Origin of the sequence: Thiomicrospira sp., assembly GCF_036568485.1 — a bacterium.
Classification (GTDB): Bacteria; Pseudomonadota; Gammaproteobacteria; order Thiomicrospirales; family Thiomicrospiraceae; genus Thiomicrospira.
Genome location: NZ_DATCSL010000052.1, coordinates 1 through 25,669, shown reverse-complemented (window position 1 = coordinate 25,669; position 25,669 = coordinate 1). Strand labels below are relative to the sequence as shown.

20 protein-coding genes, 1 tRNA gene and 1 pseudogene are annotated in these 25,669 nt (G+C 43.8%); 7 read left to right on the top strand and 15 right to left on the bottom strand.

Annotated features, from left to right (window positions below):
* Positions 1-168 precede the first annotated feature (168 nt).
* Complete coding sequence (locus VIM91_RS05545; protein ID WP_331863822.1) at positions 169-798, bottom strand: response regulator; 630 nt, start codon at positions 796-798, stop codon at positions 169-171.
* Between the two features lie 152 nt (positions 799-950).
* On the opposite strand from VIM91_RS05545, the gene VIM91_RS05540 reads away from it, so the two are divergent.
* Positions 951-1,994: a type IV pilus twitching motility protein PilT gene (locus VIM91_RS05540; RefSeq protein WP_331863821.1), complete on the top strand. Its 1,044-nt coding sequence runs from the start codon at positions 951-953 to the stop codon at positions 1,992-1,994.
* 186 nt (positions 1,995-2,180) lie between these two features.
* Positions 2,181-2,987: a M14 family zinc carboxypeptidase gene (locus tag VIM91_RS05535; protein ID WP_331863820.1), complete on the top strand. Its 807-nt coding sequence runs from the start codon at positions 2,181-2,183 to the stop codon at positions 2,985-2,987.
* A gap of 95 nt (positions 2,988-3,082) precedes the next feature.
* Here the strand turns inward: VIM91_RS05535 and VIM91_RS05530 are convergent, their stop codons facing one another.
* From VIM91_RS05530 to uvrB, 3 genes are read right to left on the bottom strand one after another with little or no spacing between them, the layout of a single operon-like run.
* Positions 3,083-4,198 (bottom strand): L,D-transpeptidase family protein, encoded by a 1,116-nt coding sequence (locus VIM91_RS05530; RefSeq protein WP_331863819.1) that lies wholly within the window; start codon positions 4,196-4,198, stop codon positions 3,083-3,085.
* Positions 4,185-5,099 (bottom strand): L,D-transpeptidase Cds6 family protein, encoded by a 915-nt coding sequence (locus tag VIM91_RS05525; RefSeq protein ID WP_331863818.1) that lies wholly within the window; start codon positions 5,097-5,099, stop codon positions 4,185-4,187. Before VIM91_RS05525 ends, VIM91_RS05530 begins: the two co-directional genes overlap by 14 nt.
* Before the next feature lie 39 nt (positions 5,100-5,138).
* Positions 5,139-7,175, bottom strand: coding sequence for an excinuclease ABC subunit UvrB (gene uvrB / locus VIM91_RS05520; RefSeq protein WP_331863817.1), 2,037 nt, complete (start codon positions 7,173-7,175; stop codon positions 5,139-5,141).
* A 130-nt stretch (positions 7,176-7,305) separates the two neighbouring features.
* On the opposite strand from uvrB, the gene VIM91_RS05515 reads away from it, so the two are divergent.
* Positions 7,306-8,487: a pyridoxal phosphate-dependent aminotransferase gene (locus tag VIM91_RS05515; protein WP_331863816.1), complete on the top strand. Its 1,182-nt coding sequence runs from the start codon at positions 7,306-7,308 to the stop codon at positions 8,485-8,487.
* A gap of 92 nt (positions 8,488-8,579) precedes the next feature.
* Here VIM91_RS05515 and VIM91_RS05510 read toward each other — a convergent pair whose 3' ends face one another.
* Together VIM91_RS05510 and VIM91_RS05505 are read right to left on the bottom strand one after the other, a co-directional pair.
* Positions 8,580-9,035 (bottom strand): hypothetical protein, encoded by a 456-nt coding sequence (locus VIM91_RS05510; protein ID WP_331863815.1) that lies wholly within the window; start codon positions 9,033-9,035, stop codon positions 8,580-8,582.
* Complete coding sequence (locus VIM91_RS05505) at positions 9,025-9,972, bottom strand: PilZ domain-containing protein (protein ID WP_331863814.1); 948 nt, start codon at positions 9,970-9,972, stop codon at positions 9,025-9,027. The genes VIM91_RS05510 and VIM91_RS05505 overlap by 11 nt, the downstream gene beginning before the upstream one ends.
* A gap of 161 nt (positions 9,973-10,133) precedes the next feature.
* Here VIM91_RS05505 and VIM91_RS05500 point away from each other — a divergent pair.
* A tRNA-Arg gene (locus VIM91_RS05500) sits at positions 10,134-10,210 on the top strand.
* Positions 10,211-10,279: 69 nt separating this feature from the next.
* Positions 10,280-11,557 carry a 23S rRNA (uracil(1939)-C(5))-methyltransferase RlmD gene (gene rlmD, locus VIM91_RS05495; protein WP_331863813.1) on the top strand — a complete coding sequence of 426 codons (1,278 nt, stop codon included), beginning with the start codon at positions 10,280-10,282 and terminating at the stop codon, positions 11,555-11,557.
* 86 nt (positions 11,558-11,643) lie between these two features.
* On the opposite strand, the gene VIM91_RS05490 is transcribed toward rlmD, so the two are convergent.
* From VIM91_RS05490 to VIM91_RS05480, 3 genes are all read right to left on the bottom strand, one after another.
* Positions 11,644-14,265, bottom strand: a complete 2,622-nt coding sequence (locus VIM91_RS05490; protein ID WP_331863812.1) for a methyl-accepting chemotaxis protein — start codon at positions 14,263-14,265, stop codon at positions 11,644-11,646.
* 161 nt (positions 14,266-14,426) lie between these two features.
* Positions 14,427-17,546 (bottom strand): efflux RND transporter permease subunit, encoded by a 3,120-nt coding sequence (locus VIM91_RS05485; protein ID WP_331863811.1) that lies wholly within the window; start codon positions 17,544-17,546, stop codon positions 14,427-14,429.
* Complete coding sequence (locus VIM91_RS05480; RefSeq protein WP_331863810.1) at positions 17,543-18,607, bottom strand: efflux RND transporter periplasmic adaptor subunit; 1,065 nt, start codon at positions 18,605-18,607, stop codon at positions 17,543-17,545. The genes VIM91_RS05485 and VIM91_RS05480 overlap by 4 nt, the downstream gene beginning before the upstream one ends.
* A 211-nt stretch (positions 18,608-18,818) precedes the next feature.
* Here VIM91_RS05480 and hemH point away from each other — a divergent pair, with 211 nt between their 5' ends.
* Positions 18,819-19,937, top strand: a complete 1,119-nt coding sequence (gene hemH / locus VIM91_RS05475; protein WP_331863809.1) for a ferrochelatase — start codon at positions 18,819-18,821, stop codon at positions 19,935-19,937.
* Between the two features lie 64 nt (positions 19,938-20,001).
* Here the strand turns inward: hemH and VIM91_RS05470 are convergent, their stop codons facing one another.
* The 6 genes from VIM91_RS05470 to orn form a co-directional block, all read right to left on the bottom strand.
* Positions 20,002-20,430, bottom strand: a complete 429-nt coding sequence (locus VIM91_RS05470; RefSeq protein ID WP_414719610.1) for a YqaA family protein — start codon at positions 20,428-20,430, stop codon at positions 20,002-20,004.
* Positions 20,431-20,461: 31 nt separating this feature from the next.
* Positions 20,462-20,695, bottom strand: a complete 234-nt coding sequence (locus tag VIM91_RS05465; protein ID WP_331863807.1) for a (2Fe-2S)-binding protein — start codon at positions 20,693-20,695, stop codon at positions 20,462-20,464.
* Between the two features lie 174 nt (positions 20,696-20,869).
* Positions 20,870-21,886, bottom strand: coding sequence for a ketol-acid reductoisomerase (gene ilvC, locus VIM91_RS05460; RefSeq protein WP_331863806.1), 1,017 nt, complete (start codon positions 21,884-21,886; stop codon positions 20,870-20,872).
* Positions 21,887-22,003: 117 nt separating this feature from the next.
* Positions 22,004-22,495, bottom strand: coding sequence for an acetolactate synthase small subunit (ilvN, locus tag VIM91_RS05455; protein WP_029935907.1), 492 nt, complete (start codon positions 22,493-22,495; stop codon positions 22,004-22,006).
* A 2-nt stretch (positions 22,496-22,497) separates the two neighbouring features.
* Complete coding sequence (locus tag VIM91_RS05450; RefSeq protein ID WP_331863805.1) at positions 22,498-24,195, bottom strand: acetolactate synthase 3 large subunit; 1,698 nt, start codon at positions 24,193-24,195, stop codon at positions 22,498-22,500.
* Between the two features lie 183 nt (positions 24,196-24,378).
* Positions 24,379-24,921, bottom strand: a complete 543-nt coding sequence (orn, locus tag VIM91_RS05445) for an oligoribonuclease (RefSeq protein WP_331863804.1) — start codon at positions 24,919-24,921, stop codon at positions 24,379-24,381.
* Between the two features lie 80 nt (positions 24,922-25,001).
* Between orn and VIM91_RS05440 the strand changes: the two are divergent.
* Positions 25,002-25,669, top strand: a pseudogene (locus tag VIM91_RS05440) (M48 family peptidase); the annotation flags it as partial.

The window sequence follows — 25,669 nt, the reverse complement described above, 5'->3', positions numbered from 1 at the left end:
GAGCGTCCTAGCCAGGTAAGTGACTACTACAGGCGAAAACAACAGAAAGAGCACTATGACAAACTACAGATGTCGCTGTTGTGAGGCCTGGCTATGATGCATCAGAAATTATTCCGGACACTAGTGCCAGGCCTGGTGCTTATATATTTATTCAAAACAGCCTAAGGATTAAGAAACGTTCGCTCTTTCCAAATCAATACCGTGTTTACGGATTAGATAATATAAATTTTCGCGCCTTAAACCCAAACGATCGGCCGCCATTTTCACATTAAAGTCGGCCTCATTTAGCACACGCTTGACCAACTGAGCTTCAAAATGGTCTTTAGTTACCTTTAGCCCATCCTCTTCTAACGTCGAGTTAAAATGGATCGCATAAGTGCCTTCATCTTGTAAGCTGCGCTCTGCATCAAAAAACATTAACGAACGCTCAATCGCATCCACTAGTTTTTCCATCGAAACCGGTTTTTCAAAGAAATCAAACGCACCTTGTCGAATAGCTTGCACGGCGGCTTCTTGTTTATCGCGTCCGGTTAATACAATAATTTTTACGGCCGGATGGCGTTCTAAAATTTCTCGCATAGTATCCAAACCGGCTTCCATCGAATCGGGTTTAGGCGGCAGCCCTAAGTCTTGAATCACACATCGAATATCGGCATGGCCTTCCAGCACCTCAAGAGCACTCGAACGATCTTCTGCGGTTAAAACGTCGTAGCCTTTTAAACTTAAGACTGAACTCAGCATCTTACTTAAAGCTAAGTCATCTTCTACAATCAATATTTGCGTCGGTTGCATATCCATTCACTCTCTTTTTAAAGCGGATTCCGAGCGGACCCGATCCAATTTTTCTCGATTATATCACCTGATAAAAATCAAGGGATTCATTCTGCAACAGACTCGCAAAAAATTGACTGTGCGTCTATAATCGAGCCAACCATGCTTCAAGGATTGATATGGATCTCGACGAACTCTTAAACTTTAGCGTTCAACAAAATGCTTCTGACTTGCACTTATCTGCTGGACTTGCGCCGATGTTGCGAACTCAAGGTGATGTGCGCCGCATTGATACACCGGCCTTAGACGCTGACAGTATCGAAAACTTAATCTATCGCATTATGACCGAGGCTCAACGTCAAGAGTTTGAACGCAACTTAGAAGCTGATTTTTCATTCGACTTATCTGATATCGCACGGTTTCGCGTCAACGTATTTAAACAAAGTCGTGGCATTGGCGCTGTGTTTCGCACGATTCCAAATCAAGTGCTCACTCTGGATCAACTAAATGCTCCAGACATTTTCAAAGAACTCGCTTTAATGCCACGTGGTTTGGTTTTAGTAACCGGACCCACCGGTTCTGGTAAATCCACCACACTTGCGGCAATGGTTAACTTTATTAACCGAAACCAATATGCCCACATATTAACGATAGAAGACCCAATCGAATTTGTTCATAAGCCCATGCGCTGTTTAATTAATCAGCGTGAAGTCCACCGCGATACGCTTAGCTTTAGTAATGCGTTACGTTCTGCCTTACGCGAAGACCCAGATGTTATTCTAGTGGGTGAGCTCCGCGATCTTGAAACCATCCGCCTAGCTTTAACCGCCGCTGAAACAGGGCATTTAGTGTTCGGTACCCTGCATACAAGCTCAGCAGCGAAAACGGTAGATCGTATTATTGACGTCTTCCCCGCTGAGGAAAAGCAAATGGTACGCTCCATGTTATCCGAATCTTTAAGAGGGGTAATATCACAAACCCTTCTTAAATCTTTAGACGGTAACCGTGTAGCCGCTTATGAAATCATGCTAGGCTCCTCCGCAATTCGTAATTTAATTCGCGAAGATAAAGTGCCTCAAATGTACTCGGTGATTCAAACCTCTCAGCAACTTGGTATGCAAACACTTGACCAAGATTTACAGAAGCTGGTTGCTAATCAAACCATCAGCCTTCAAGAAGCAAAACATAAGGCTGTTAACAAACATTTGTTTAACGAAACTTGATTCAGACGCTCTAGTCAAATAAGCAAAACACCAAAATAAACTTTTGCTGATTATTTCTAAACAACACAACATCTCAGAACAAGCTAAAATAATCCAAAACTTGTAGATTAAGGGACATTGATGAAATCATGTTATGTACGCACAATGATTGGGTGTTTATTCGGTTTTTCGTTCAGCCTTCCACTAATGGCGGCAACAAACAATGCCGAGACAATTGATCAGTTTTGCCAGGATTGGTCAAAAAAATTACGCACCGTTGAATACGAAGTCTGCAAGAGATTTGATCTCATCGCCAACCATCATAAAAGTGTCCATGGCCTCCCACTCCTGCATCGAGAATTCACACCTGTAGATGGTAAACGCCCTAAAGCTCGTGTGTTAGCTATTGGGGGCGTGCATGGTGATGAATATTCCGCGATCAGCATCAGTTATTTGTGGATGAAAACCATGCTCAACAACCCCCAAGATGTGGATCATCACTGGTTGTTTTTGCCTTTGGCTAATCCCGATGGTTTATTTGTGCAACCAGCGACTCGCCAAAACGCAAATGGCGTCGACTTAAATCGTAATTTTCCAACCAGTGACTGGGAAGAAAAAGCCGTACGTTTTTGGCACAGTTTTTATGCCGCCAATCCCAGACGCAATCCCGGCACAGGGCCAGCTAGTGAGCCTGAAACTCAATGGCAAGTTAACGTCATAAAAGCCTTTCAGCCAGATGCTATTATTTCGATCCATGCCCCTTACGGCTTGCTAGATTACGATGGCCCGGACTTTGTAAGACCCGATAAGGTAGGGCATTTAAGACTTCATCAATTAGGGACTTTTCCCGGCTCGCTTGGTCGTTATGCGGGGGAAGAACTAAACATTCCAGTTTTGACAATCGAACTGGACTCAGCTGGCCGTTTACCGAACGAAGAAGAAATAAAGCAAATTTGGCATGACATGGGGATTTGGATAGACGGCAAACTAAAACCGACCGAACTGGATTTTTAATAGCTAGCGCAGATTATCTTAGTTAACTTAATGCTTCAAACGAAAAAAGCCTAGATTGTGAACGCAACCTAGGCTTTTTACTAAAAAATACTGTTTTATGACAAACTGGTTTTAACCATGACCGGATCGGTGGTTTGCAATACTAATTGCCAACCACCATCATGACTGCGACGCCAATACTGATGCACTAAATGACCATCGTTTTCAACCGAAGGAAAAGTGGCATAATATAAGCCTTCTTCACTCGGGTAACGATATACACTGACTTTACCCCAATCAAATGGCTGGCCTTGATCCACTAGCCAGGCATTAATCTCTGTTAATACCGCTAGTTTTTCGGCCTCAAAAAATACCGACTCTACTTTTTCATCCAAAATCACAACCGGCGTAGCCAAACCAACGTTGTATTTTGCAACCAAACTACTCATCTCTTCATTGTTTAATACTACACAACCTTGACTAGACTGTGGCGGCCGGCTGAAAGTATTACTAGGCGTACCATGTAACCAAATACCATGTCCGGTTCGACCCAAAGATTGATCCCAGATATTTGGGTAGTTTAATGGCAATGCACCAACGCCAAATAAATCAGCTAAACGTTCACCTGGCACCCAGTCGGTAATATGGTAAACACCAATTGGCGTTTTGCGGTCGCCTTCACGTTGTTTGCCGCCCCCAGCGGTGCCCATCGAAATGTAATAATCGGTTAATAAGTCTAATTGTCCCTCATTATTTTGATACAAATACAAACGGCTTTTCGCTAAATTAACCACGATGACATGAGGCTGATAACCCACTTTTAATACTGAGTGAGCCAAGGTTACATTCGCTTGATTTTCATCACTATGTGCATGACGCCAACGCACTTCGGCTTCTTGTTTATATCGTCCGACCGTGCGGGGATTCGCTTGATGTATTTGATTGATCAAACCAAAGTTACCTGCGCGCATGGATAACAAATCCGCATGAATTAACTGTGCTAATCGATAATCTGGGTAGTTTTTTGTCAATGAATCCGACAATGCAATTGCCTCATCCAACTCAAGTTGCTGGATATTCTTTAAAGTCTCGATGAGCATTTTTTCGGCCATCGCAGATTCAGGCGAACCGGATGCGGCTAGTCCAGTCGTTGTCCAAGTTAAACAGATCGACACCAACATGACTTTCCACCAATCAGAACGAGCCATGCTATATGACTTAACGGATTTCATCAGTGACTACCTCTTGCACAATTTTCCACTGGTCTGCTGTTTTTTCTAAAAGTAACACCTTAACAACTTCATCTTGCACTATATTTGAACGATAACGTTGATTAAACGTAAATCTAACCAAATTTTCATTTAACGGCGTCATTTTTACATCTGAGATATACACTTCTATAAAACGCGGAGCCGTTAAACTGCGCTCGCGGGCATTTCGCCAAGCTTTAAGACTTTGGCTATTGGCCGGCACAAAATTATCGCTGTAAGCCGCCAAGTAATTCGTCACATTTTTATTTGACCAGGCCTGGCGCCAAGCCTCAACCGCAAATGTAACTTGTGGTTGGTCTGCAAACTCTGAATCAACCACTTTTACATCTGAGGCTTCCGTCAAAGCCAGCCAATCACCTTTTGGCTCAACCACATCCAAACGACTAAATACTTTCTTATAAGCTTTTTGCGCTTGGTAGGCATATAACTGATTAAGATTGCCCAGCGCTTTAGACACCTGTTTATTTGCATGCAAGCTTTGTTCCAAAACCGTTTGAGCTTGCTGGTAATCACCTTGGTGCATTAACAAAACGGCCAAATTGTTTCCCAACTCCAAGCTATTTGGAAATTGTGTGCGTAAACCCTGCCAGGTTTCCAGTGCGGCTTTTGAATCTTGTTGTTTCAAACTTAGCCAACCCTGCAAATAACCTCGCTGGAATTCGGAAAGCTTCGCTTCATTTAAAAGGGTTTCGGCTAACTCAAATTGTTCATTATCAATCGCATGTTGAATTTCTAAAGCTGGATCAACCGCACCTTTCGCCGTCTCAGAATCTAAGTTTGCAACAGCCAGAGATAAAACAGCCATTAATGCCAAACCAACTGGCCATTTTATCCATTCAGGTTGCACCACTTTTTTTAACACAAACGTATCCTTTTAAATTTTTGGCATAACTTTATCATTTTAACGTAAATCACCTATTCCCACCATACCTGCTTTAAGCCTTTTCAACTGATCTCTTAATTGCGCCGCTTCTTCAAAATTCAATGACTTAGCCGCGGCATACATAGACTTCTCTGTTTGCTTAATCATTTTGGCCAATTCAGCCGGACGCATGGTCGATAAATCCAGCTCAGCATAGTCACCTGTTGCCTCAGCAACCTTACCCTCACCCGGCTTTCTGGATGGTTTACTGGCATAAGGTGAATGCTCAAGAATATCCGCCACTTTTTTACGTAACGCGGTAGGCGTAATGCCATGTGCCGTATTAAAGTCCACTTGCTTTTGGCGCCGACGCTCAGATTCACCAATCGCCGCTTGCATCGAGCGCGTCATTTTATCCGCGTATAAAATTGCACGGCCATCTGGATTACGTGCGGCACGTCCCATCGTTTGAATTAAAGAGCGCTCTGAGCGTAAAAACCCTTCTTTATCGGCATCCAAAATGGCTACCAACGAAACTTCTGGTATATCCAGACCTTCTCGTAACAAGTTAATTCCGACTAACACGTCAAATTCACCATTACGTAAATCGCGGATTATTTCGATGCGCTCAACCGTATCAATATCGGAATGCAAGTACCGCACTCGCACATTATGATCCTCTAAATAATCGGTTAAATCTTCTGCCATGCGTTTCGTTAGGGTCGTAACGAGCACACGTTGATTTTTCTCAACGATTAATCTTATCTCTCCCAACAAATCATCTACCTGAGTAGTCGCAGGACGAACTTCAATTACCGGATCTAATAAACCAGTTGGACGCACCACCTGTTCGACCACTTTTGAGCTGTGCTCTAACTCATAGTTTGCTGGCGTCGCGGAGACAAAAATGGTTTGCGGCATGAGCTTTTCAAACTCGTCAAACTTCATCGGGCGATTATCCATCGCAGAGGGCAAACGAAAACCGTAATTAACTAAGTTTTCCTTACGGGATCGGTCACCTTTATACATACCACCAATTTGCGGGATGGTGACATGACTTTCATCAATCACCATTAAAGCGTTCTTAGGTAAATAATCAATTAAAGTTGGCGGCGGCGCGCCCTCTTCACGACCTGATAAATAACGAGAATAGTTTTCAATTCCTTGACAATAACCTAGCTCCATCATCATCTCGATATCAAGTCGAGTTCGCTCTTCCAAGCGTTGCGCTTCAACCAGCTTATTTAAACTGCGCAACTCGTCTAGTCGGCTTTTAAGTTCCACTTTCACTTTTTCTATGGTCTCGATCACACGTTCGCGCGGCGTAACATAGTGCGACTTTGGATAAACTGTCACGCGCGTCACTTTGCTGATAATTTCGCCTGTTAATGGATCAAACCAACTCAGCGCTTCAACTTCATCATCAAACAGCTCAATACGAACAGCATACTGTTCGGCTTCGGCTGGGTACACATCCACCACATCTCCTCGCACTCTGAAAGTACCCCGGTACATTTCAAAATCATTGCGTGTGTATTGCATAGTCACTAGCTTGGCTAAAATATCGCGTTGTGAAATCGGATCACCCAAACGTAATTGTAAAATCATACTTAAGTATTGGTCGGGATCACCCAAACCATAAATCGCCGACACGGTGGCAATCAAAATGACATCGGGACGTTCCATCAAGGCTTTAGTAGCTGATAAACGCAACTGTTCAATCTGCTCATTCACCGAGGCATCTTTTGCGATATAGGTATCGGAGGCCGGTACATAGGCTTCTGGCTGATAATAATCATAATAAGACACGAAATATTCGACCGCATTGTTTGGGAAAAAGCTTTTCATTTCGCCATACAATTGGGCGGCTAAAGTCTTATTGTGCGCCATAATAATGGTTGGGCGCTGTACGGTTTTAATCACGTTTGCGATCGTGTAGGTTTTTCCCGAACCGGTTACACCCAGTAAGGTTTGGAAAGCTTCACCATCCTGCAAACCTTCCACCAGGCCTGCAATCGCACCGGGCTGATCCCCAGCGGGTTGATATTGTGAAACCAATTCAAATGCTTTTGCCATATCACCTCTTAAAACTTATTTCGCAAACGGCTTTAAATAACGCTTAAATGCAGTAAAATAAAGCCTTATTTTACATCTAAAAACTTGTGCGCTGCTGATGTGCACCATTATACAAACCTGAGAGAGAGAAATGGCCTTGCTTTCCGATCGTGTTAATCGCGTTAAACCTTCTTTAACCCTAGTTATTTCAGCTAAAGCGGCTGAACTTAAACGCGCTGGGAAAGACATTATAAGCTTGGGAGCCGGCGAACCTGACTTCGACACGCCCGATCATATTAAGGCCGCTGGTATTAATGCGATTCAACAAGGTGACACGCGTTATACCGCTGTAGATGGCACACCGGATTTGAAATTAGCGATTCAAGCTAAGTTTAAACGCGACAACGGCTTGGACTACGATTTAAGTGAAATTTTGGTTTCGAGTGGCGGAAAACAAAGTTTTTATAACTTATGCCAAGCCGTTTTAAACGATGGTGACGAAGTCATTATCCCGGCGCCTTATTGGGTTTCTTATCCAGATATGGCTTTATTAGCTGGCGGAGAGCCTGTGATTATCGAAACCGGCATTGAACAGAGTTTTAAAATCACACCCGCACAGCTATCCAATGCGATTAACGCCAAAACCAAACTATTTGTCATCAATAGCCCATCCAATCCAACTGGCGCCATCTATAGTCGCGCAGAACTTGTTGCACTAGCAGACGTGTTGCGCCAGCATCCACAAGTATTAATTGCCTGTGATGACATGTATGAACACATTGTATTAGGTGACACGCCTTTCACGACTTTACTTGAAGTTTGTCCAGACTTAAAAGATCGCACCTTGGTTTTAAATGGTGTGTCTAAAGCCTATTCGATGACGGGCTGGCGAATCGGCTATGCCGCTGGTCCAGAAGGCATTATTAAAGCGATGAAAACCGTGCAATCACAAAGCACCTCAAACCCTTGCTCCATTTCACAAGCGGCCTCAGTGGCGGCTTTGAACGGCCCGCAAGATTGCATTAACACGATGTTGGATGCGTTTAAACAACGCCACCAATTCGTGGTTGAACGTGTTAACCAGATTCGCGGCTTCAAGTGCTTACCCGCAGATGGCGCCTTCTATATGTTTATCAACATTGCCGAAGCCATGAAAATGAAGGGCTTTACGTCTGATGCGGATATGGCGACCGCCATTTTAGAAGAAGTCGAAGTGGCCGCGGTTCCAGGTTCTGGATTTGGTGCGGAAGGTCATCTGCGAATTTCTTTTGCCACGAGCATGGATAACCTAAAAGTGGCGCTTGATCGCTTAGATCAGTTCATGAAAAACTAATTTTACGACACTTTTATCGCCACAAAAAGGCCGAGCAGGCGATTAAACAACCTGCTCGGCCTTTTTTTATAATCTAAAAACTGATATGTACTTTACCGACACCAATCTATAGAAACATCATTACTGTCTTTCACAGAACCATTAGTACTCACTGTTTTAGACTGACGCATAAACTTGCTAGCCGTCAGCATCCAGTTTGAAAAAACCGGATAAGTTTGGCGCGTTAAATCGGCTAGCTTCTCGGGATCGGCTTGCGGGAAGTCAAGCATTTGAGCCGCTAACCTAAAAACGATCTGCATATTCTCTGCATCCAAGGTTTGCGGATTAAAATAGGTTATTTTACTCAGAACAATACGCGATCGAACGAGCTCTAAATCTTCGCCTTCTGGCACTTTATCTTTAAAATAACGCTCCACCAGGCCTGGTTCTGACCAATTTAAGATATTAAGCATTGGCTCAATCCCCAACATAGTCATAGAACCCTTTCGAAACCTTAGTGGAATTTCAGCTAAAAAACCTTGTTCAAGTTTGTAATTTTTATCCAGCATTAGCGATCCAATCAACACATTGATTAATTTCGAAATGATTCATAATTTTCTGAATCAACATTTGCTGGGCACGATCCGGAAAATCAAAATTGATTCGCAAACAATAATCAGAAGTCTTAGCTACCGGATCACAAGCCACTACCGAACCCTTAATACCAATGACCGAAGAATAATGATCGGTGTAAAACGCCACACATACTGACTCGCCCGGTTTCAATGCTTTTGGCTGTTCTATACGAATACCACCCTCACTTAAATTAACCCGGGTCGCCTCCCATTGGGTAGGAAAACGCTTTAAGACTGAATCGCGCTGAAAAGCCAAAAAAGTGTTTAAGTTTAAATTCACATACTCGGTTAACGTGCGAATAAACTGCGGCAAAGCTAAGCCATCAAACTTTGGGTTATTTAATATGGTTAAGTTTTGATCCGCTTGACTAGGCATGGCATACAAAAGGTTACGGTACCTGATTTCTCGACTATCTGAGTTTTGTGCCATGTAATGAATTTCATTCAGATAAGTTTTAATCTTATTCTCAATGCCTTTAAAAAAGGCATAGCTTTTAGGCGAGCTGACCTTATAAGTTTCAAGGTGCGCATTTTCCGCTTTTGCCAAACTCAAGTTTCGACCGTAATCATCCAGCTTAAATGGTGCTCTTCCAAGCTGGACACTTTGCATAACATGATTAAAAAAAGCGATACGTTTCACAATATCATTTAAAACAACACCGGCTAAATCCGTATCCTCCCGAACTTTAGCTAACCAATCTTTGGCTTCAATCAGTTTCGCATCCGCCTGGGCTTGCTGTTGCTTAGTCAAATAAATAGCTGGCGTGGCAAAAAAGTCACAACCTGGAATACGGTTGCGCGGCATGATATGCGCGTAAACCGGCATATCGAGTCGAAAAAAACGCCGACTATCTAGTGTGCTTGAACTCATTTATAACGCCTGTTAATCCATTAACGCCGATTATACTCAAAGTTCACTTCACTTGGCAAAAACACTCACCGAATTCACCGAGCCCTCATTCGGGAACCAACTTAGCAGATTGTTTTCGAAACTCGTATTTAAAATCCTTTATAATGTCGGCACAACAAAACGCGCCCGTAGCTCAGCTGGATAGAGCGCTGCCCTCCGGAGGCAGAGGTCTGGGGTTCGAATCCCTTCGGGCGCACCATTATGATATCAACCAATCTTTTATACCTTACCGTCCTAAAAGCCCATTTAATCATCAACTGGTTTTAACATGAAACTTCCTCAAAGACGCACCCAACTTAAAAAACCTAAACCCCAAACACCAACAACTTTATCTGGTATTTACTCTGGTTTAAAGGTCGAAGGTTTGACACACGATGGTCGTGGTGTGGGTCATATTAATGGCAAAGCCGTATTCATTGAAAATGCCCTACCAGATGAAGTTGTGGATATCAAAATTCAACAGGATCAGGCCCAGTTTGCACAAGCCCGTGTGATGAAATGGCTAGAAGTTTCAAGTGACCGATTGACGCCTTTTTGTGAATATTACAATCGCTGCGGGGGTTGCAGCCTTCAGCATTTAAGTTATGAGAAGCAGATTTTTTGGAAACAAAAAAACCTCATTGAACAGCTCACGAAAAGCTTAGATACGCGTCGATTAAGTATCGAGCCTATGCAACAATCTCAACCTCAAGGCTATCGTCGACGTGCTCGGCTTTTCCTTACCAAACAAGCTAGTCATTCAAAAGGCGCTGAAAAACAAGCTAAACTTGGATTTCACGAACTCAATAGCGAGCAGGTTGTCGATATTGAAAACTGTCCGGTATTAACGCCCGAATTACAACAAGCCATGCAAGCCATCCGCTTTGAATTACTCCCATTGGCGAGTCGCCAATCCAAGGAGATTCATTTAAGTGATGCGCAACAAGGTGTTTGGGTAGATTCAAGCGTTTATAAACAATCGCCAGATAGTGCTCAAAACCAGCCACCTTATTACAAGCTCAACGAGTTAAAAATCCAATTTGACCCCACTGGCTTCATTCAGGTCAATAGCGCGGTAAATGAACTACTCGTTCGACAAGCTATGAACTGGTTGGAACTTTCAGATAATTCCTGTCTGCTCGATCTTTTTTGTGGTGTGGGTAATTTTAGTTTAGCTGCCGCAAAATTAGCGGGCAAGGTCGTCGCGGTAGAGGGCAATAATAGAGCGGTTGAGCTGGCCAAAAACAACGCACTTTTAAACGAGTTAACGAACCTAACCTTTTATCAGGCTGATTTATTTGATCAACCCAACCACCAGGCCTGGTGGTCAAATTATGATGCCGTCCTGTTAGATCCTGGTCGCTTGGGCGCCAAAAGCTTGTGTCAGGTCATAGGTGAATTAAACGCAAAACGTATTGTTTATGTTTCGTGTCAAAGCGATACTTTAATTCGTGATTTACAGGCCATTGAACAACAAGGCTATCGTCTCAAACGCATACAATTATTCGATATGTTCCCCAATACCAGCCATGTTGAAAGTTTGGTGCTCATGGAAAAACTATCTTGAATCAGAATATACTTACTATTTAAAAAGCTACTCCATAAAAAAGCGCCATTTAGGCGCTTTTTTATGGGGCTATATTAAAACTGAAATTAAAACTCTTCCCACTCACTCTCATTTTTTTCGGATTTAACTGGTGACTTAAGCGCGGGCTTAACCTTTGAAGCTTCAGGCGTTTTAGTTTCGGTTTTATCAACTTTATCTTTAGCCGGCAGCTGCGCCTGACGAGCAGGCTTAGCGGCAAGTTTAGCTTGCGGTCTCATTCTGTTTGAGGTCGCACCTGTTTTGAAAAACGCCATATTTCGACTTAATTCGCTCGCCTGTTCATTCATGCTTTCGGCTGCGGCTGAGGTTTGCTCAACCAATGCCGCATTTTGCTGGGTAGCACCATCAATATCACTAATGGCTGTATGCACTTGTGACACACCTTCCGCTTGCTCGCTAGACGCGCGTGCGATTTGATTGATCATACCTGTCACTTCTTCAATTGATCCGGTAATCGATGCTAAACGCTCACCCGATTCGCTCGCTAAGCGCGTACCATCGTCAATACGAGACACACTTTCATCAATCAAGGTTTTAATATCTTTCGCTGCTTCAGCTGACTTTTGCGCTAAGGCGCGAACTTCGCCTGCAACCACCGCAAAACCACGACCATGATCACCAGCTCTCGCTGCTTCAACAGCGGCATTCAGTGCTAACAAGTTGGTCTGAAACGCAATGCCGTCAATTAAGGTCACAATATCTGAAATTTTATGACTCGATTCCTGAATCGAGTTCATCGCTTTAATGGTTTGCTGCATGACTTGCTCACCCTGAGCGGCTTCTTTTTGCACCTTACTCGCGACCTCAGCGGCTTGTTGCGAATTATCAGTATTATTTTGAACGGCTGAATTCATCTCATCCATGGTCGCCGAAGTCTGCTCTAAGGCTGCGGCTTGCTCTTGAACACGTTGACTTAAATCGAGCGCACCACGTGATACTTCATCCGAAGCATTACTCACAATATCTGCCGCTTGGACAGCTTGTGACACAATTTCAGCCAGTTTATCAAGCGACTGGTTAACCGCATCTTTTAGTGTTTTTAAATCACCTTCGTAATCAGCTACAATCGATTGCGTCAGATCACCTTCGCTTTGCGCCACCACAATACGTGTAATATCTTTGATTGCATCATCCAATTGTGCCATCGATTCATTGATACGATCCTTAAGGACTTTCATTTCACCACGTGCTTCAAGCTCAACACGGTGATCAAACTGACCTTCAGACATATACCCCATGACTTCATTAATCTGCGCAATAATCGCATTCATTTCATTCATGGCTGATTGCGCATTGTTCATCATGCTTAAGTATTCACCCTGAGCCTGACAATCGATATCAATTTTGAATTCACCATCGTGCATGGCTTTCATCGTTTGACCCAATTGCTTCATAACCTGTGCGATATTATCTGCACTGTCATTCACACCTTGTTTCAACTTATCTAAATCACCAACATATTGACCGCTTATACGATGGCTGAAGTCGCCTTGAGAAATAGCGTTAACCGTTTCATTCGCCTCATCCAATGCCTTACTAGTCTGCTCAAGCAATTCGTTTAACGCGTGAGCCGTTTTACCCACCTCATCCATCGAACCGACATCGGCACGCAAACCAAAATCACCCGTTCTCATGATGTTGTCAGCGGTTTTTTGTACTTTCTGTAAAGGTTTAATGACCATGCGGCCAATCGCTATAACTAACGCAAATGTTAGAACAAAGATCCCTAACAACACGCCTAATAATGATATCCAAGCGGCATTCATAGCCATTTGAATCGGCTCTAAATAAACCGATTCATCCATTACAAACATATGACGCCCAAAGACTAAGCCCTCTTCATCGTAAGCTGGAAGATCTACAAATACCTTGCCACCACCGAGATAAAGCGCGGTATTCTCACCATCAACAGGCTTAAAATGTTTAGTCACGTTTTCAACCGTAGCTTCATCAAACCAACGATTACTGGCTAAAATATAGTTTTCATTAACAGGTTTGTTCTGATCCACATTAGGCATATCGCCATACTTTTCAGCTATGTAGCGTTTATCTGCCAGCAAGACCCAGTCAATATTTAAGTTATTTTTTAAATCAGATTTAACCGAAGCGAGCCCCTGAATTAGGGAGATCATCCCCATAAACTCACCGTTGTCCATGATCGGTGAAATCGCCATGACACCGATACCGCGCGCACCAATACCCAAGGCCGCAAAAGCTTGTTTTTCTTTCATTGCGCGTTGAACCAACGGGCTATTTGAAGCATTTTGCCCGTAGTTCTCTAAATCCCAAGAACGAATCATCATGCGGCCATCAGCTGTCATTAAAATGGTGCCGATATTATTGAAGTTAGATTTAGAACGGAAGCCCTCTCGCACGCTGGCAAAAACATCAAGAACCGATTCACGATCTTCTACATACAAAGACTCAATGATGTTTTTTTGCAGTGTCATAGCGGTGGCACCCATAATGCCGCTCTGAACTTTCAGCTCCATGGCTGCATCAATATGAATTTTCATTTCATTCAAAAGGTCCTGACGAACTTCTTGTTCAACAGGCTTTACAGAAGTGAAATACATCATTGAGCCAACCAAAAGTGCGACAATCACACCAACAGTAGAGGCAATTCCGATGACTTTGAGATTCAGTGAAGATGAGGTGCGCTTAGACATAATAAAACCCTTAAAAAAGAACTATGGAATTATTATACACGTAGAAATACAACTAAAACGAACTTTCATACCAATAGCGCGCATCAAAGCTATTGATATACAATGAAAATACTCACACAACACGCATTTCTGTTTATTTTACGCGTTTTAAATATCGTAAATTAGACCTTACTTAAGTCCCCAAGCTCTTTTTCCAATTTACGCTGATTCTCACCTGCTGGCTGACTATACTTTCCAAGCCACTGATACACAACCGGGATAACAAACAAGGTAAAAAAGGTAGCGAGTGAAACCCCCCAAAGTAATACGATACCAATAACATAGCGAGTCTCTGCTCCCGCTCCTGATGAAATGACCAATGGGATAGCCCCTACCACCGTTGTTATCGCGGTCATTAAAATCGGACGTAACCGTAAACATGCGGCTTCGAATAATGCTTCATAAAAAGCTTGGCCTTTATCTCTTAATTGGTTAGCAAATTCAACAATTAATACGCCGTTTTTAGTTGAGAGACCAACCAACATGACCAGCCCAATTTGGGTGTAAATATTCAAACTTAAACCATGCAACCATAAACCCCATAAACCACCCGCGACTGCCAAGGGGACAGTAAACATAATAATGAAAGGGCTAATAAAACTCTCAAACTGCGCGGCCAGGACCAAAAACACCACTATCATGCCCAGCAAAAACACAAACAACACTGCATTACCTGAAGTTTGAAAGTCACGCGATTGACCTTTGTAGTCAATCATGGCATCATCTGGCAAGTGGGTTCTAGCTAAGGTCTCTAAATGACTCAATGCCTCCCCTAGGGTGTAGCCATCTGCCAAATTGGCCTCGATCGTAATGGCACGCATCCGGTTATAACGATTTAACGAACCGGAGTCAGCAAACTCCTCAATACTGACTAAACTTGATAATGAAATAAGTTCCTGAGTCGTGGTTGAGCGTACATATATATTGTCTAAGCTTTTTGGCGTTCTAAACTCACTACGTTCAGCTTCAAGAATAATATCGTACTCTTCACCCTGCTCAACAAAAGTCGTAACTTTCCTTGAGCCCAACAAGGTCTGCAAGGTTCGCCCAATATCTAACGTTGTCACACCCAAATCTGCGGCACGATCGTAATCAATTTGCACGCGTAACTGAGGCTTGGTTTCTTTATAGTCTGAATCAATCCCCTCTAGGCCAGGGTTATTTTCTTGCAGTTTATCCAGCATAATATTGCGCCATTCGGCGAGCTGCTCATAACTGCCACCACCGATAACAAACTGTACTGGTTTTTGCACTCGTCCACCGATGCCTTGTCGCATCACTGGATTCGCACGAACGCCCGGCAAATCCGCAAGTTTTTGACGCACTTCCTGCATAATGTCAAAAGCTGACCGACGTTCTGACCAGTCATTCAAAATCAGAATCGCTATACCGGTGTTAAACACCTGTGTACTACCAAACCCACGCGGTGAACGCACTAATAATCGATTCACTTCACCTGAGTCTACAAGTGGCATTAAGCGCGCTTCGATTTCATTTATATAATCTTTCATATAATCGTGTGTCGCGCCCTCAGGCCCAGAGATCAATACAAAGAAAGCGCCGCGATCTTCTTTGGGCGCATATTCTTGGGGTAGATTTTGCATCAAAAAATAGGAAGCATACAAGGTAGCGCCAAAGATAGCAGCTATCACCCATGGCCAACGTAATGCAAATGATAAGGCCGGACGATAGGCTCGAATCCAAAAATTAGGTTTATCCGGTATATGTTCGGCATCAAAGTCAATATGTGAAGGATTGGATTTACCCGGCTTTAAAAGCTTGGAGGCTAAGGCAGGCGATAAAGTTAAGGCAACCCAACTTGAGAAAAGAACTGCGACCGCCAGCGTAATGGCAAATTCACTAAACAGCCGCCCTAGGTTGCCTTCCAAGAAACTAATGGGGACAAATACCGCGACCAAAACCAAGGTGGTGGCCACCACGGCAAAGCCGACTTGACGTGTTCCCACAAAGGCGGCACTCAGAGGAGAATAACCTTTTTCAATATGGCGTTGTACATTTTCCAGCACCACAATTGCATCATCCACCACCAAACCAATCGCGAGCACTAAGGCCAATAGCGTTAGGATATTAATTGAAAAGCCCAACATCCATAACACCCAAAAAGTTGCGATTAGTGAGACTGGCACGGTCACTAATGGAATAATCGCCACCCGTACACTGCGCAGAAAAGCAAAAATAACCAACATCACCAAACCGATCGCAATCGCTAGGGTTATATATACTTCACTTATCGCACTTTTGACAAACACGGAGCTATCATAGCTAGGCTTAATCGCCATGCCATCGGGTAAAATCTTATTAAGCCGCTCCACTTCAGCCTTCACAACTTCTGCAACGTTTAATGTATTAGCGGTCGACTGTTTAATAATCCCTAGACCCACCATGGGCAGCTCATTACCTCTAAATAAGTTACGATTTTCAATCGCCCCTTTTTCGATTCGTGCAATATCGCCCAGTCGCACCACATTCATGCCATCGCCCTGAACCACGACCAAACGTTCAAAATCCTCTGGCGATACCAATTGACGATCGACACGAACACTAAATGACATTTGTTTCATTGTCACCATACCCGCCGGCAACTCAACATTTGACTGCTGTAAGGCATGTTCGACATCGGCAACCGTCAAACCGCGCGAGGTCATGGCATCTGAGTCTAGCCACAATCGCATGGCGTATTCTTGGCCACCACCAATCCGCACGCGTGCAACGCCATCTAGCACAGAAAAGCGATCTACTAAATAACGACTGGCATAATCGGTTAACTGAGGCACCGTCATATTATCTGCGGTTAGGTTAAACCACATAATCACATCGTCATCGCCATCAACCTTTTCTACTTCTGGCTGATCGGCTTCGATTGGCAAATCTCTGGCCAAACGTGATACACGGTCACGCACATCATTCGCAGCGGCATCGATATTACGATTAATGTCAAACTCAATTGTAATTTGAGACCGACCATCTGAAGACGTGGACTGGATATATTGGATCCCTTCAACCCCTGCAATGCGATCTTCAATAATTTTAGTAATTCGGGATTCAATGACGGCCGCAGAAGCGCCTGCGTAGGTGGTGGTTATAGAAACAATCGGGGGATCAATATTTGGGTATTCTCGAAGCGACAAACGATCAAACGCAACCAAACCGAACGCCACTAACAAAAGTGACATGACGGCGGCCAGCACCGGACGTTTTACGGACACATCAGATAGCATCATAATTTTGTATCCTCAGCCGCTTTTGATTGCACGGGAAGCTTATCCATCGCTTTCACAATTTGGCCGGGGCGGACACGCAAGGCGCCTTCACTGACAACTTTATCACCTAGCTTTAATCCGCTTTTAACCTCCACCAGGCCTGGTTGTCTTAAACCTAGCGTGACTTTTACGCGGTTAATTTTGTATAGCTCATCCGACTCTAAAACCAATTTATAAACATAATGATGCTCCGCAATCGGCACAATTGCGGTTTCGGGTATCAGTAAAACCGAGCGTGGTTTTTGTTGCAGTTTAACATTCATTAACATGCCCGGAACCAAACGGTTATCAGAATTAGATAATTTAGCTCGAACTGGAACACTTCGTGTTCGGATATCCACCGTTGGTAAAATCGTCTCTATTTGAGCAACAAACTCTTGATCAACATAAGCATCCGTTTTAGCAACGACCTGGTCACCAACATTTAACTCCGTCAAAAATCGGCTCGGTACACTAAAATCTAATTTCATTTCTGCCAAATCTTGCAGCGTGGTCACCACCGAACCAGGGGTTAACAATGCGCCTTCACTCACCTGACGAAGACTCACCCTGCCGGCAAAAGGCGCAATCAATTTCAACTTATCAATGCGAGCTTGTAACACCGCCTCTTTGGCGCGCGCCAAATCCCATTCACGCTTATACTCGTCTAAAGTTGATTGAGAAATATCACCACGTTTAAACAAAGGTAAATAACGATCATAGAGTTGCTTAGCGTTATCGGTAGCAATCTTTAGCTCATCTAGCGTTGCTAGCTCTTCAGCATTTTTTAACTGCACCAATATCTGACCCTTCTCTACAAGATCGCCATCATTAAAATGGATAGAGTCGACTTTTTCAGTCACTGTTGAACTTATCTCTACCGATTCACTGGCTTTTAAATCGCCCAAAGCCTGAATACTTTCAATAATTTCTTGCTCAAAGACTAGAGCTGACACAACCGACTGAGGCTGATTCGCCTGTGAGATCAAACCATAACTGGCGAGTAAAAAACCAATCAATGCATGTGTAAAATTTAGCCGCATATTTCTCTATCTCATTTTGTTAGGTTGTACGAATCGTATTTTTTGTTCATCATAGTAGGCGGTATCGTTAAAACTGAGAATTAAATGTGAATACCAAAAACCCGCGCTATAAGCCTTCTTGTCAGACATTATGAGTGGCGCTTTTTTAACCTTGTTATTTTATACACATCCTATACAATAAAGTAACTTTTTAGCAACATAAGAGATCGCTATGTTTTATCATAATAATACGCATTACCAACATGGAGACGAAGCGGCCACCGGTATCCTAATCACTAACTTAGGTACGCCAGATGCCCCAACTAAACAAGCGTTAAAGCCCTATTTAAAAGAGTTTTTATGGGATCCCCGTGTTGTTGAGCCGCCACCCGCTCGTTGGTTATGGTGGTTAATTTTGAATGGTATTATTTTAAACACGCGTCCTGCTAAGTCGGCTGAAGCTTATGCAGAAGTTTGGGGATCAGAAGGTCCGGGTTCACCCCTGCTTGATATTACCCAACGCCAACTTGATGGCATTAGCGAACAAGTGCGTCCTCACTTTAAAGGTAAAGTCGTATTTGAATTAGCGATGCGTTATGGCAATCCATCCATTGAATCCGCACTAAAAAAACTCGAAGCCCAAGGCGTTCAACGTTTAATTGTCCTGCCGCTTTACCCTCAATATGCTGGTGCGACTACGGCCTCCACTTTCGACAAGGTAACCGAAGTATTGCGAGGGTGGCGCTGGTTGCCTGAACTACGTTTTGTAAACCACTACCACCGTCATCCTGGATATATTAAAGCATTAGCTAACTCGATTCGCGAACATCAAGCCGAACATGGCAAACCTGATTTACTCGTCATGTCTTACCACGGCGTTCCAAAACGCTATTTAGACAATGGCGATCCTTATCACTGCGAATGCCACGTTACATCACGCTTGGTGGCAGAAGAATTAGGCTTAGAAAAGCATGAATACCGCGTAACCTTCCAATCCTTATTTGGTAAAGAGGAATGGATTAAACCCTACACCGACGCGACCATGAAAGCCTTACCATCCGAAGGTGTTAAACACGTCCAAGTAATTTGCCCCGGCTTTTCAGCGGATTGTTTAGAAACGATCGAAGAAATCGACGGTGAAAACCGTGAATACTTTGAACACGCTGGCGGTGAGAAGTTCAGTTACATTAAGGCGCTCAACAGTCGCCAAGACCATACGGAAGCTTTATCGGACGTGATTTTACAGCACACTCAGGGCTGGTACGAACGCGACGGCTTTGATGCCGCAGCGGATGCCGCTGAGCGCGAAAAGGTGAAAACTAATGCGCTTGCCATGGGTTGCCCTTTCTAATTAAGACGGCTCAATTATTAGCTTGATAAGCCTTTTGTCAAATCACACTGACAAAAGGCTTTACTTACACCCAACCTTGCACTGACAAAATCAAAATTAAATAACGCCCACCTTTTGCGAAGGTGACAAGCGCTAGAAACACCCAGAATGATTCTCGCATTACCCCTGCCACCAGCGTCAGTGGATCGCCCACTACCGGCATCCAGCTTAACAATAAAGACCAGCGGCCATAACGATGATAAAAAGCTTGTGCTTTCTCTAAACGCGCCTCGCTAACCGGAAACCAGGATTTGTCGCGAAAATGCACTAAATACAGGCCCAGCCACCAATTAATGATCGAACCCAGTACATTGCCAACCGTCGCTATTAACCATAATACAGCCCAATGATAATGCTCTGTCATCAGCAAACTCACCAACACGGCTTCAGACTGCAAAGGCAACAAACTCGCGGCTATTAACGCACTAAAAAATAGACCTGAGTAGCCCGCCAATTCAAGCATTTTGATGTGACTTCACGTTGATTTAGTCCGGTTTTCGCTGGGCATTAAAATGCTCCAACAGATATTTAATTTGCAATTTACAACAGCCGTTACCGTCAGACGCATAGGTTTGTGCGCAAACCTTTTCACGTGTATCCGCACCTAACACTATCGCTTCAATCACTTTTATTTTAGGTACTTGATTACACACACAAAGATTGTCGTGCAGATCTCGCTTTAAAATTTCCGGCAAACTTTCAATCGCCTCGTCTAACATGCTGTTTTCCTATAAATTAGGGCTTCACCCATAAAAAAACCTGCGCAAGGCAGGTTCTTAAACAACATATTTAGGTGGTGTTTTTTCTAAGTTCGCGGCGGAAATTGGCGAAGTTTACAATAAGTAAACAAGTCAACTTCCAACAAAGAAATCAGGAAACAAGCCCCTAAAAAATTAGTTTTTGTCTTTATCAACGATTTTGTTGGCTTGAATCCAAGGCATCATTGAACGCAACTTGTCACCCACCACTTCAATTGGGTGCTCAGCGTTAATGCGACGCATCGCCGTCATTTCTGGGTAGTTAGTCATACCTTCTAGAATGAAGCGCTTCGCGTACTCACCGCTCTGAATGTTATATAAGGCTTCACGCATCGCCATACGGCTTTCTTCGTTAATAACCTGTGGGCCAGTCACATACTCACCATACTCGGCATTGTTCGAGATAGAGTAGTTCATGTTGGCGATACCACCTTCATACATCAAGTCAACAATCAGTTTTAACTCGTGCAAACATTCGAAGTAAGCCATTTCTGGTGCATAACCAGCTTCAACCAAAGTTTCGAAGCCCATTTTGACCAATTCAACTGCGCCACCACAAAGTACGGCTTGCTCACCGAATAGGTCTGTTTCGCACTCTTCACGGAAAGAAGTTTCAATAATACCGGTACGACCGCCGCCTACGCCTGAAGCATAAGATAGGGCAATCGACTTAGCCTTACCAGACACATCTTGGTGAACCGCGATTAAGTCAGGAATACCGCCGCCTTTAACAAACTCAGAACGTACCGTGTGACCCGGTGCTTTCGGCGCGATCATGATAACGTCTAGATCTGAACGTGGTACTACTTGGTTATAAAGAATCGCGAAACCGTGAGCGAAAGCCAAAACCGCACCTTTCTTCAAGTTAGGTTCAATTTCTTCTTTGTATAGCTGTGACTGGAATTCATCCGGTGTCAAAATCATAACCAAATCAGCCGCAGCAACGGCGGTTGGAACGTCAGCGGTTTTTAGGCCATAACCTTCGGCTTTTTTGATAGATGACGAACCTGGACGCAGGCCAACCGTTACATCTACACCTGAATCTTGTAAGTTAGCCGCGTGCGCGTGACCTTGTGAACCAAAACCGATTACCGCTACTTTCATGCCACGGATAATTGAAAGATCGCAATCTTTATCGTAGTAAACTTGCATGTTTTTTCCTTTGAATTTGAAAGGGTTAAAATAAAATCTGTTAGAAAATTTGGGGGATTATAACCCAGACCTGATTATTTTGCTAAAACCAGGCCTGGTGCTTTATCCGCTTAGCCATTAAATCTGTAAACACTTCTCGCCACGCATGATCCCCATGGCGCCGGAACGTACAGTTTCTAGAATCAAAGCAGGATCAATCGCCGCAATATAAGCGTCCAACTTCTGAGTTTCGCCGATCATTTGAACGGTATAGGTGGTGGCGGTAACATCCACAATGGTGCCGCGGAAAATATCCGTTAAACGCACAAACTCCTCACGGAACTCACCCGTCGCTGATAGCTTAATTAACATCAACTCACGTTCAATATGTGGGCCTTCGGTTAAGTCGATCACCTTCACCACATCAATTAAACGATTAAGATGCTTCACAATCTGTTCAATTTGATGGGCCGTACCAATCGTCACCAGCGTTAAACGCGAAAGTGATTCATCTTCGGTCGGTGCGACGGTCAAAGCGTGAATGTTATAACCACGCGCGGAGAATAAACCGGATACACGTGATAACGCCCCCGATTCATTTTCTATTAACATTGAAATAATATGTTTCATCGTTACACCAAAATCATTTCGTTTTGTCCCGCACCGGCTGGGATCATTGGATATACGTTTTCCTGCTGATCGGTAATAATGTCGATAAAGACAAATTTATCCTTCAGCGCAAACGCTTCCTCTAACTGTTTCTTCATGGTTTTAGGGTCATCAATACGCACCCCAACATGACCATAAGCTTCGGTTAGCTTCACGAAGTCCGGCAAAGAATCCATATAGGACATCGAATAACGACGGTCGTAGAAGAACTCTTGCCATTGGCGAACCATGCCCAAGAAGCCGTTGTTTAAGCACACCACTTTGATCGGCAAGCCGTATTGCATACAGGTCGAAAGCTCTTGAATATTCATTTGAATCGAACCTTCACCCGTAATACAAAGCACCGTTGCATCTGGGTAAGCCATCTGCACACCCATAGCCGCTGGCAAACCAAAGCCCATGGTGCCGAGTCCACCAGAGTTAATCCAACGACGCGGCTTATTGAACGTATAGTATTGCGCCGCAAACATTTGGTGCTGTCCTACATCCGCTGTGACGTAAGCATCACCTTTGGTGACTTCCCAAACCGCTTGTACAGCCGCCTGAGGCTTAATTTTGCTACCACTGGTGTCGTATTTCAGGCAATCGACATTACGCCATTCATCTATCTGAGACCACCAGGCCTGCAAGGCTTCACTATTTGGCTTTTTGTTTAACTTCGCAAGCTGTGTATTCATTTCTTGCACGACCTGTTGAACCGGCCCCACAATCGGAATATCTACCACCACGTTTTTCGAGATAGACGCTGGATCAATATCCACATGGATAATTTTAGCGGTCGGACAGAACTTAGCAATATTACCGGTTACACGGTCGTCAAATCGTGAACCAATTGCAATCAACACATCGCAATGGTGCATCGCCAAATTGGCTTCGTAAGTACCGTGCATCCCCAACATACCAATATTTTGCTTATCATCCGCAGGAAAAGCGCCTAAACCCATTAAGGTTTGTGTAATTGGGTAACCCAACGACTTCACAAGTTTCACCAGCTCTTCCGAGCCTTCACCCATGACGACACCACCACCGGTATAGAAAATTGGTCGCTCAGCACTCAGCATCATTTCGACCGCTTTTTTAATTTGTCCAGTATGCCCTTTTACAACAGGTAAGTAGGAGCGTAACTCAACTTCTTGTGGATATTCATAGGTGCTTGTGGCGTTTTGGACATCTTTAGGAATGTCAATAACAACAGGGCCTGGTCGGCCGGTTGTTGCAATGTAAAACGCTTTTTTGAGCGTCATCGCAAGATCATTAACATCCTTGACCAAGAAATTGTGTTTCACAATGGGGCGCGTAATCCCAACCGTATCGACTTCCTGGAAAGCGTCCAAACCGATCATATCGGTGGCTACTTGCCCAGTAATCACGATCATTGGCGTCGAATCCATATGTGCCGTTGCAATACCGGTAACGGTATTGGTGGCTCCAGGTCCTGACGTTACGAGCACCACACCTGGCTTACCTGTAGAGCGTGCATAACCATCCGCTGCGTGTACCGCGGCTTGTTCGTGACGGACGAGAATATGTTTCAATTCTTTCGCGTCCGTGTCCAAGGCATCGTAGATGGGCAAAGCTGCGCCACCCGGATAACCCCAAATATGCTCTACCCCCTCATCCTCCAAAAAATGGATTAAGATTTGGGCACCAGTTAGTTCCACAATAATGGCCCTCCAATTGTTAAACAGACCAAAATGGTTACAGAAGCAACCGCCTGCTTAGTTCATAAAATCGAAAAAAGATTCTAATTATATAGAAAATCAAGCACCTTGAGAACTCAAAATGCTTGATTTTATTTTGAATAATGAGTGGTGACACTCATTTCTGACAAGTTTACTAGGTTATTACTTCTTAAACAAATATTCGCGATAGTGTTTTAGCTCATCAATCGACTCAAGAATATCAGCCATCGCCAAGTGCGCACCTTGTTTTTTGTGCGATGCATACACGTCAGGCGCCCAACGCTTTGACAGCTCTTTTAACGTACTGACATCTAGATTGCGATAATGAAAATAAGCTTCAAGTTCAGGCATTTCTTCGACTAAAAAACGACGATCCTGGCAAATACTGTTGCCACACATGGGCGACACGCCTTTTGAAACATATTGGGATAAAAACTCAATGGTTTTTAATTCGGCGTCACGTGCAGAAACACTTGAGTCTTTCACGCGTTGGGTTAAACCCGAGCGCCCATGATGATCAACACACCAGCTATCCATCTTCGCCAACTCGGTTTCACCTACATTAATCGCCATAACCGGGCCTTCGGCTAACACATTTAAATCGGAATCGGTGACCAGGGTCGCGATCTCGATAATTTTGTGCTCACGCGGCTCCAACCCTGTCATCTCAAGATCAATCCAAATCAAATTGTTATCCGATTTCATAAACACACCCTTTTAACTTACAATAACCGCCTATATTAACCCGCCAACCCTATAATTAAAACGAGTTTAAAGGTGTTTGTATGAATTTCATCAGTGTCTTGTTTGTTCTGAGTCTTGCCAGCAACTTGCTGATTGAGCTTTGGCTAAACATAAAAAACCAGTTTCACATTCTACGTCACCGCGACCAAGTACCCCAAGAGTTTAGCGAAGTAGTCAACTTGGAAGCACATCAAAAAGCGGCGGATTATTCACGCGTCAAACTGCAGCTAAGTCGTTTTGTGTTGTTTTTTGATGCCGCCGTGATTTTGATCATGACGCTGGGTGGTGGGTTTCAAGACATTTATCGTATCTGGCAGAACTTAGAACTTTCACCTATATGGCAAGATGTCGGTTTTCTGCTCTCGACTTTTTGGTTTTTAGCTCTGCTTCACCTGCCTTTTTCAATTATCAGCACCTTTAAAATCGAAGCCCAATTTGGCTTTAACAAAACCACTCCGGCTAAGTTCATGAGCGATCTTCTAAAACAATGGGGACTCATGCTTATTTTAGGCCTACCATTGCTTTGGGCGATTGTCAGCATTATGAACAGCTATATCGACCAGGCCTGGTGGTTTTACACCTGGTTAATTTGGATGGGCTTTAATTTAACTTTATTATGGGCTTATCCTAAATGGATCGCGCCGCTGTTTAATAAGTTCACCCCGCTTGAAGACGGCGAAATGAAACAACGCATTGAAGCCCTGCTAGA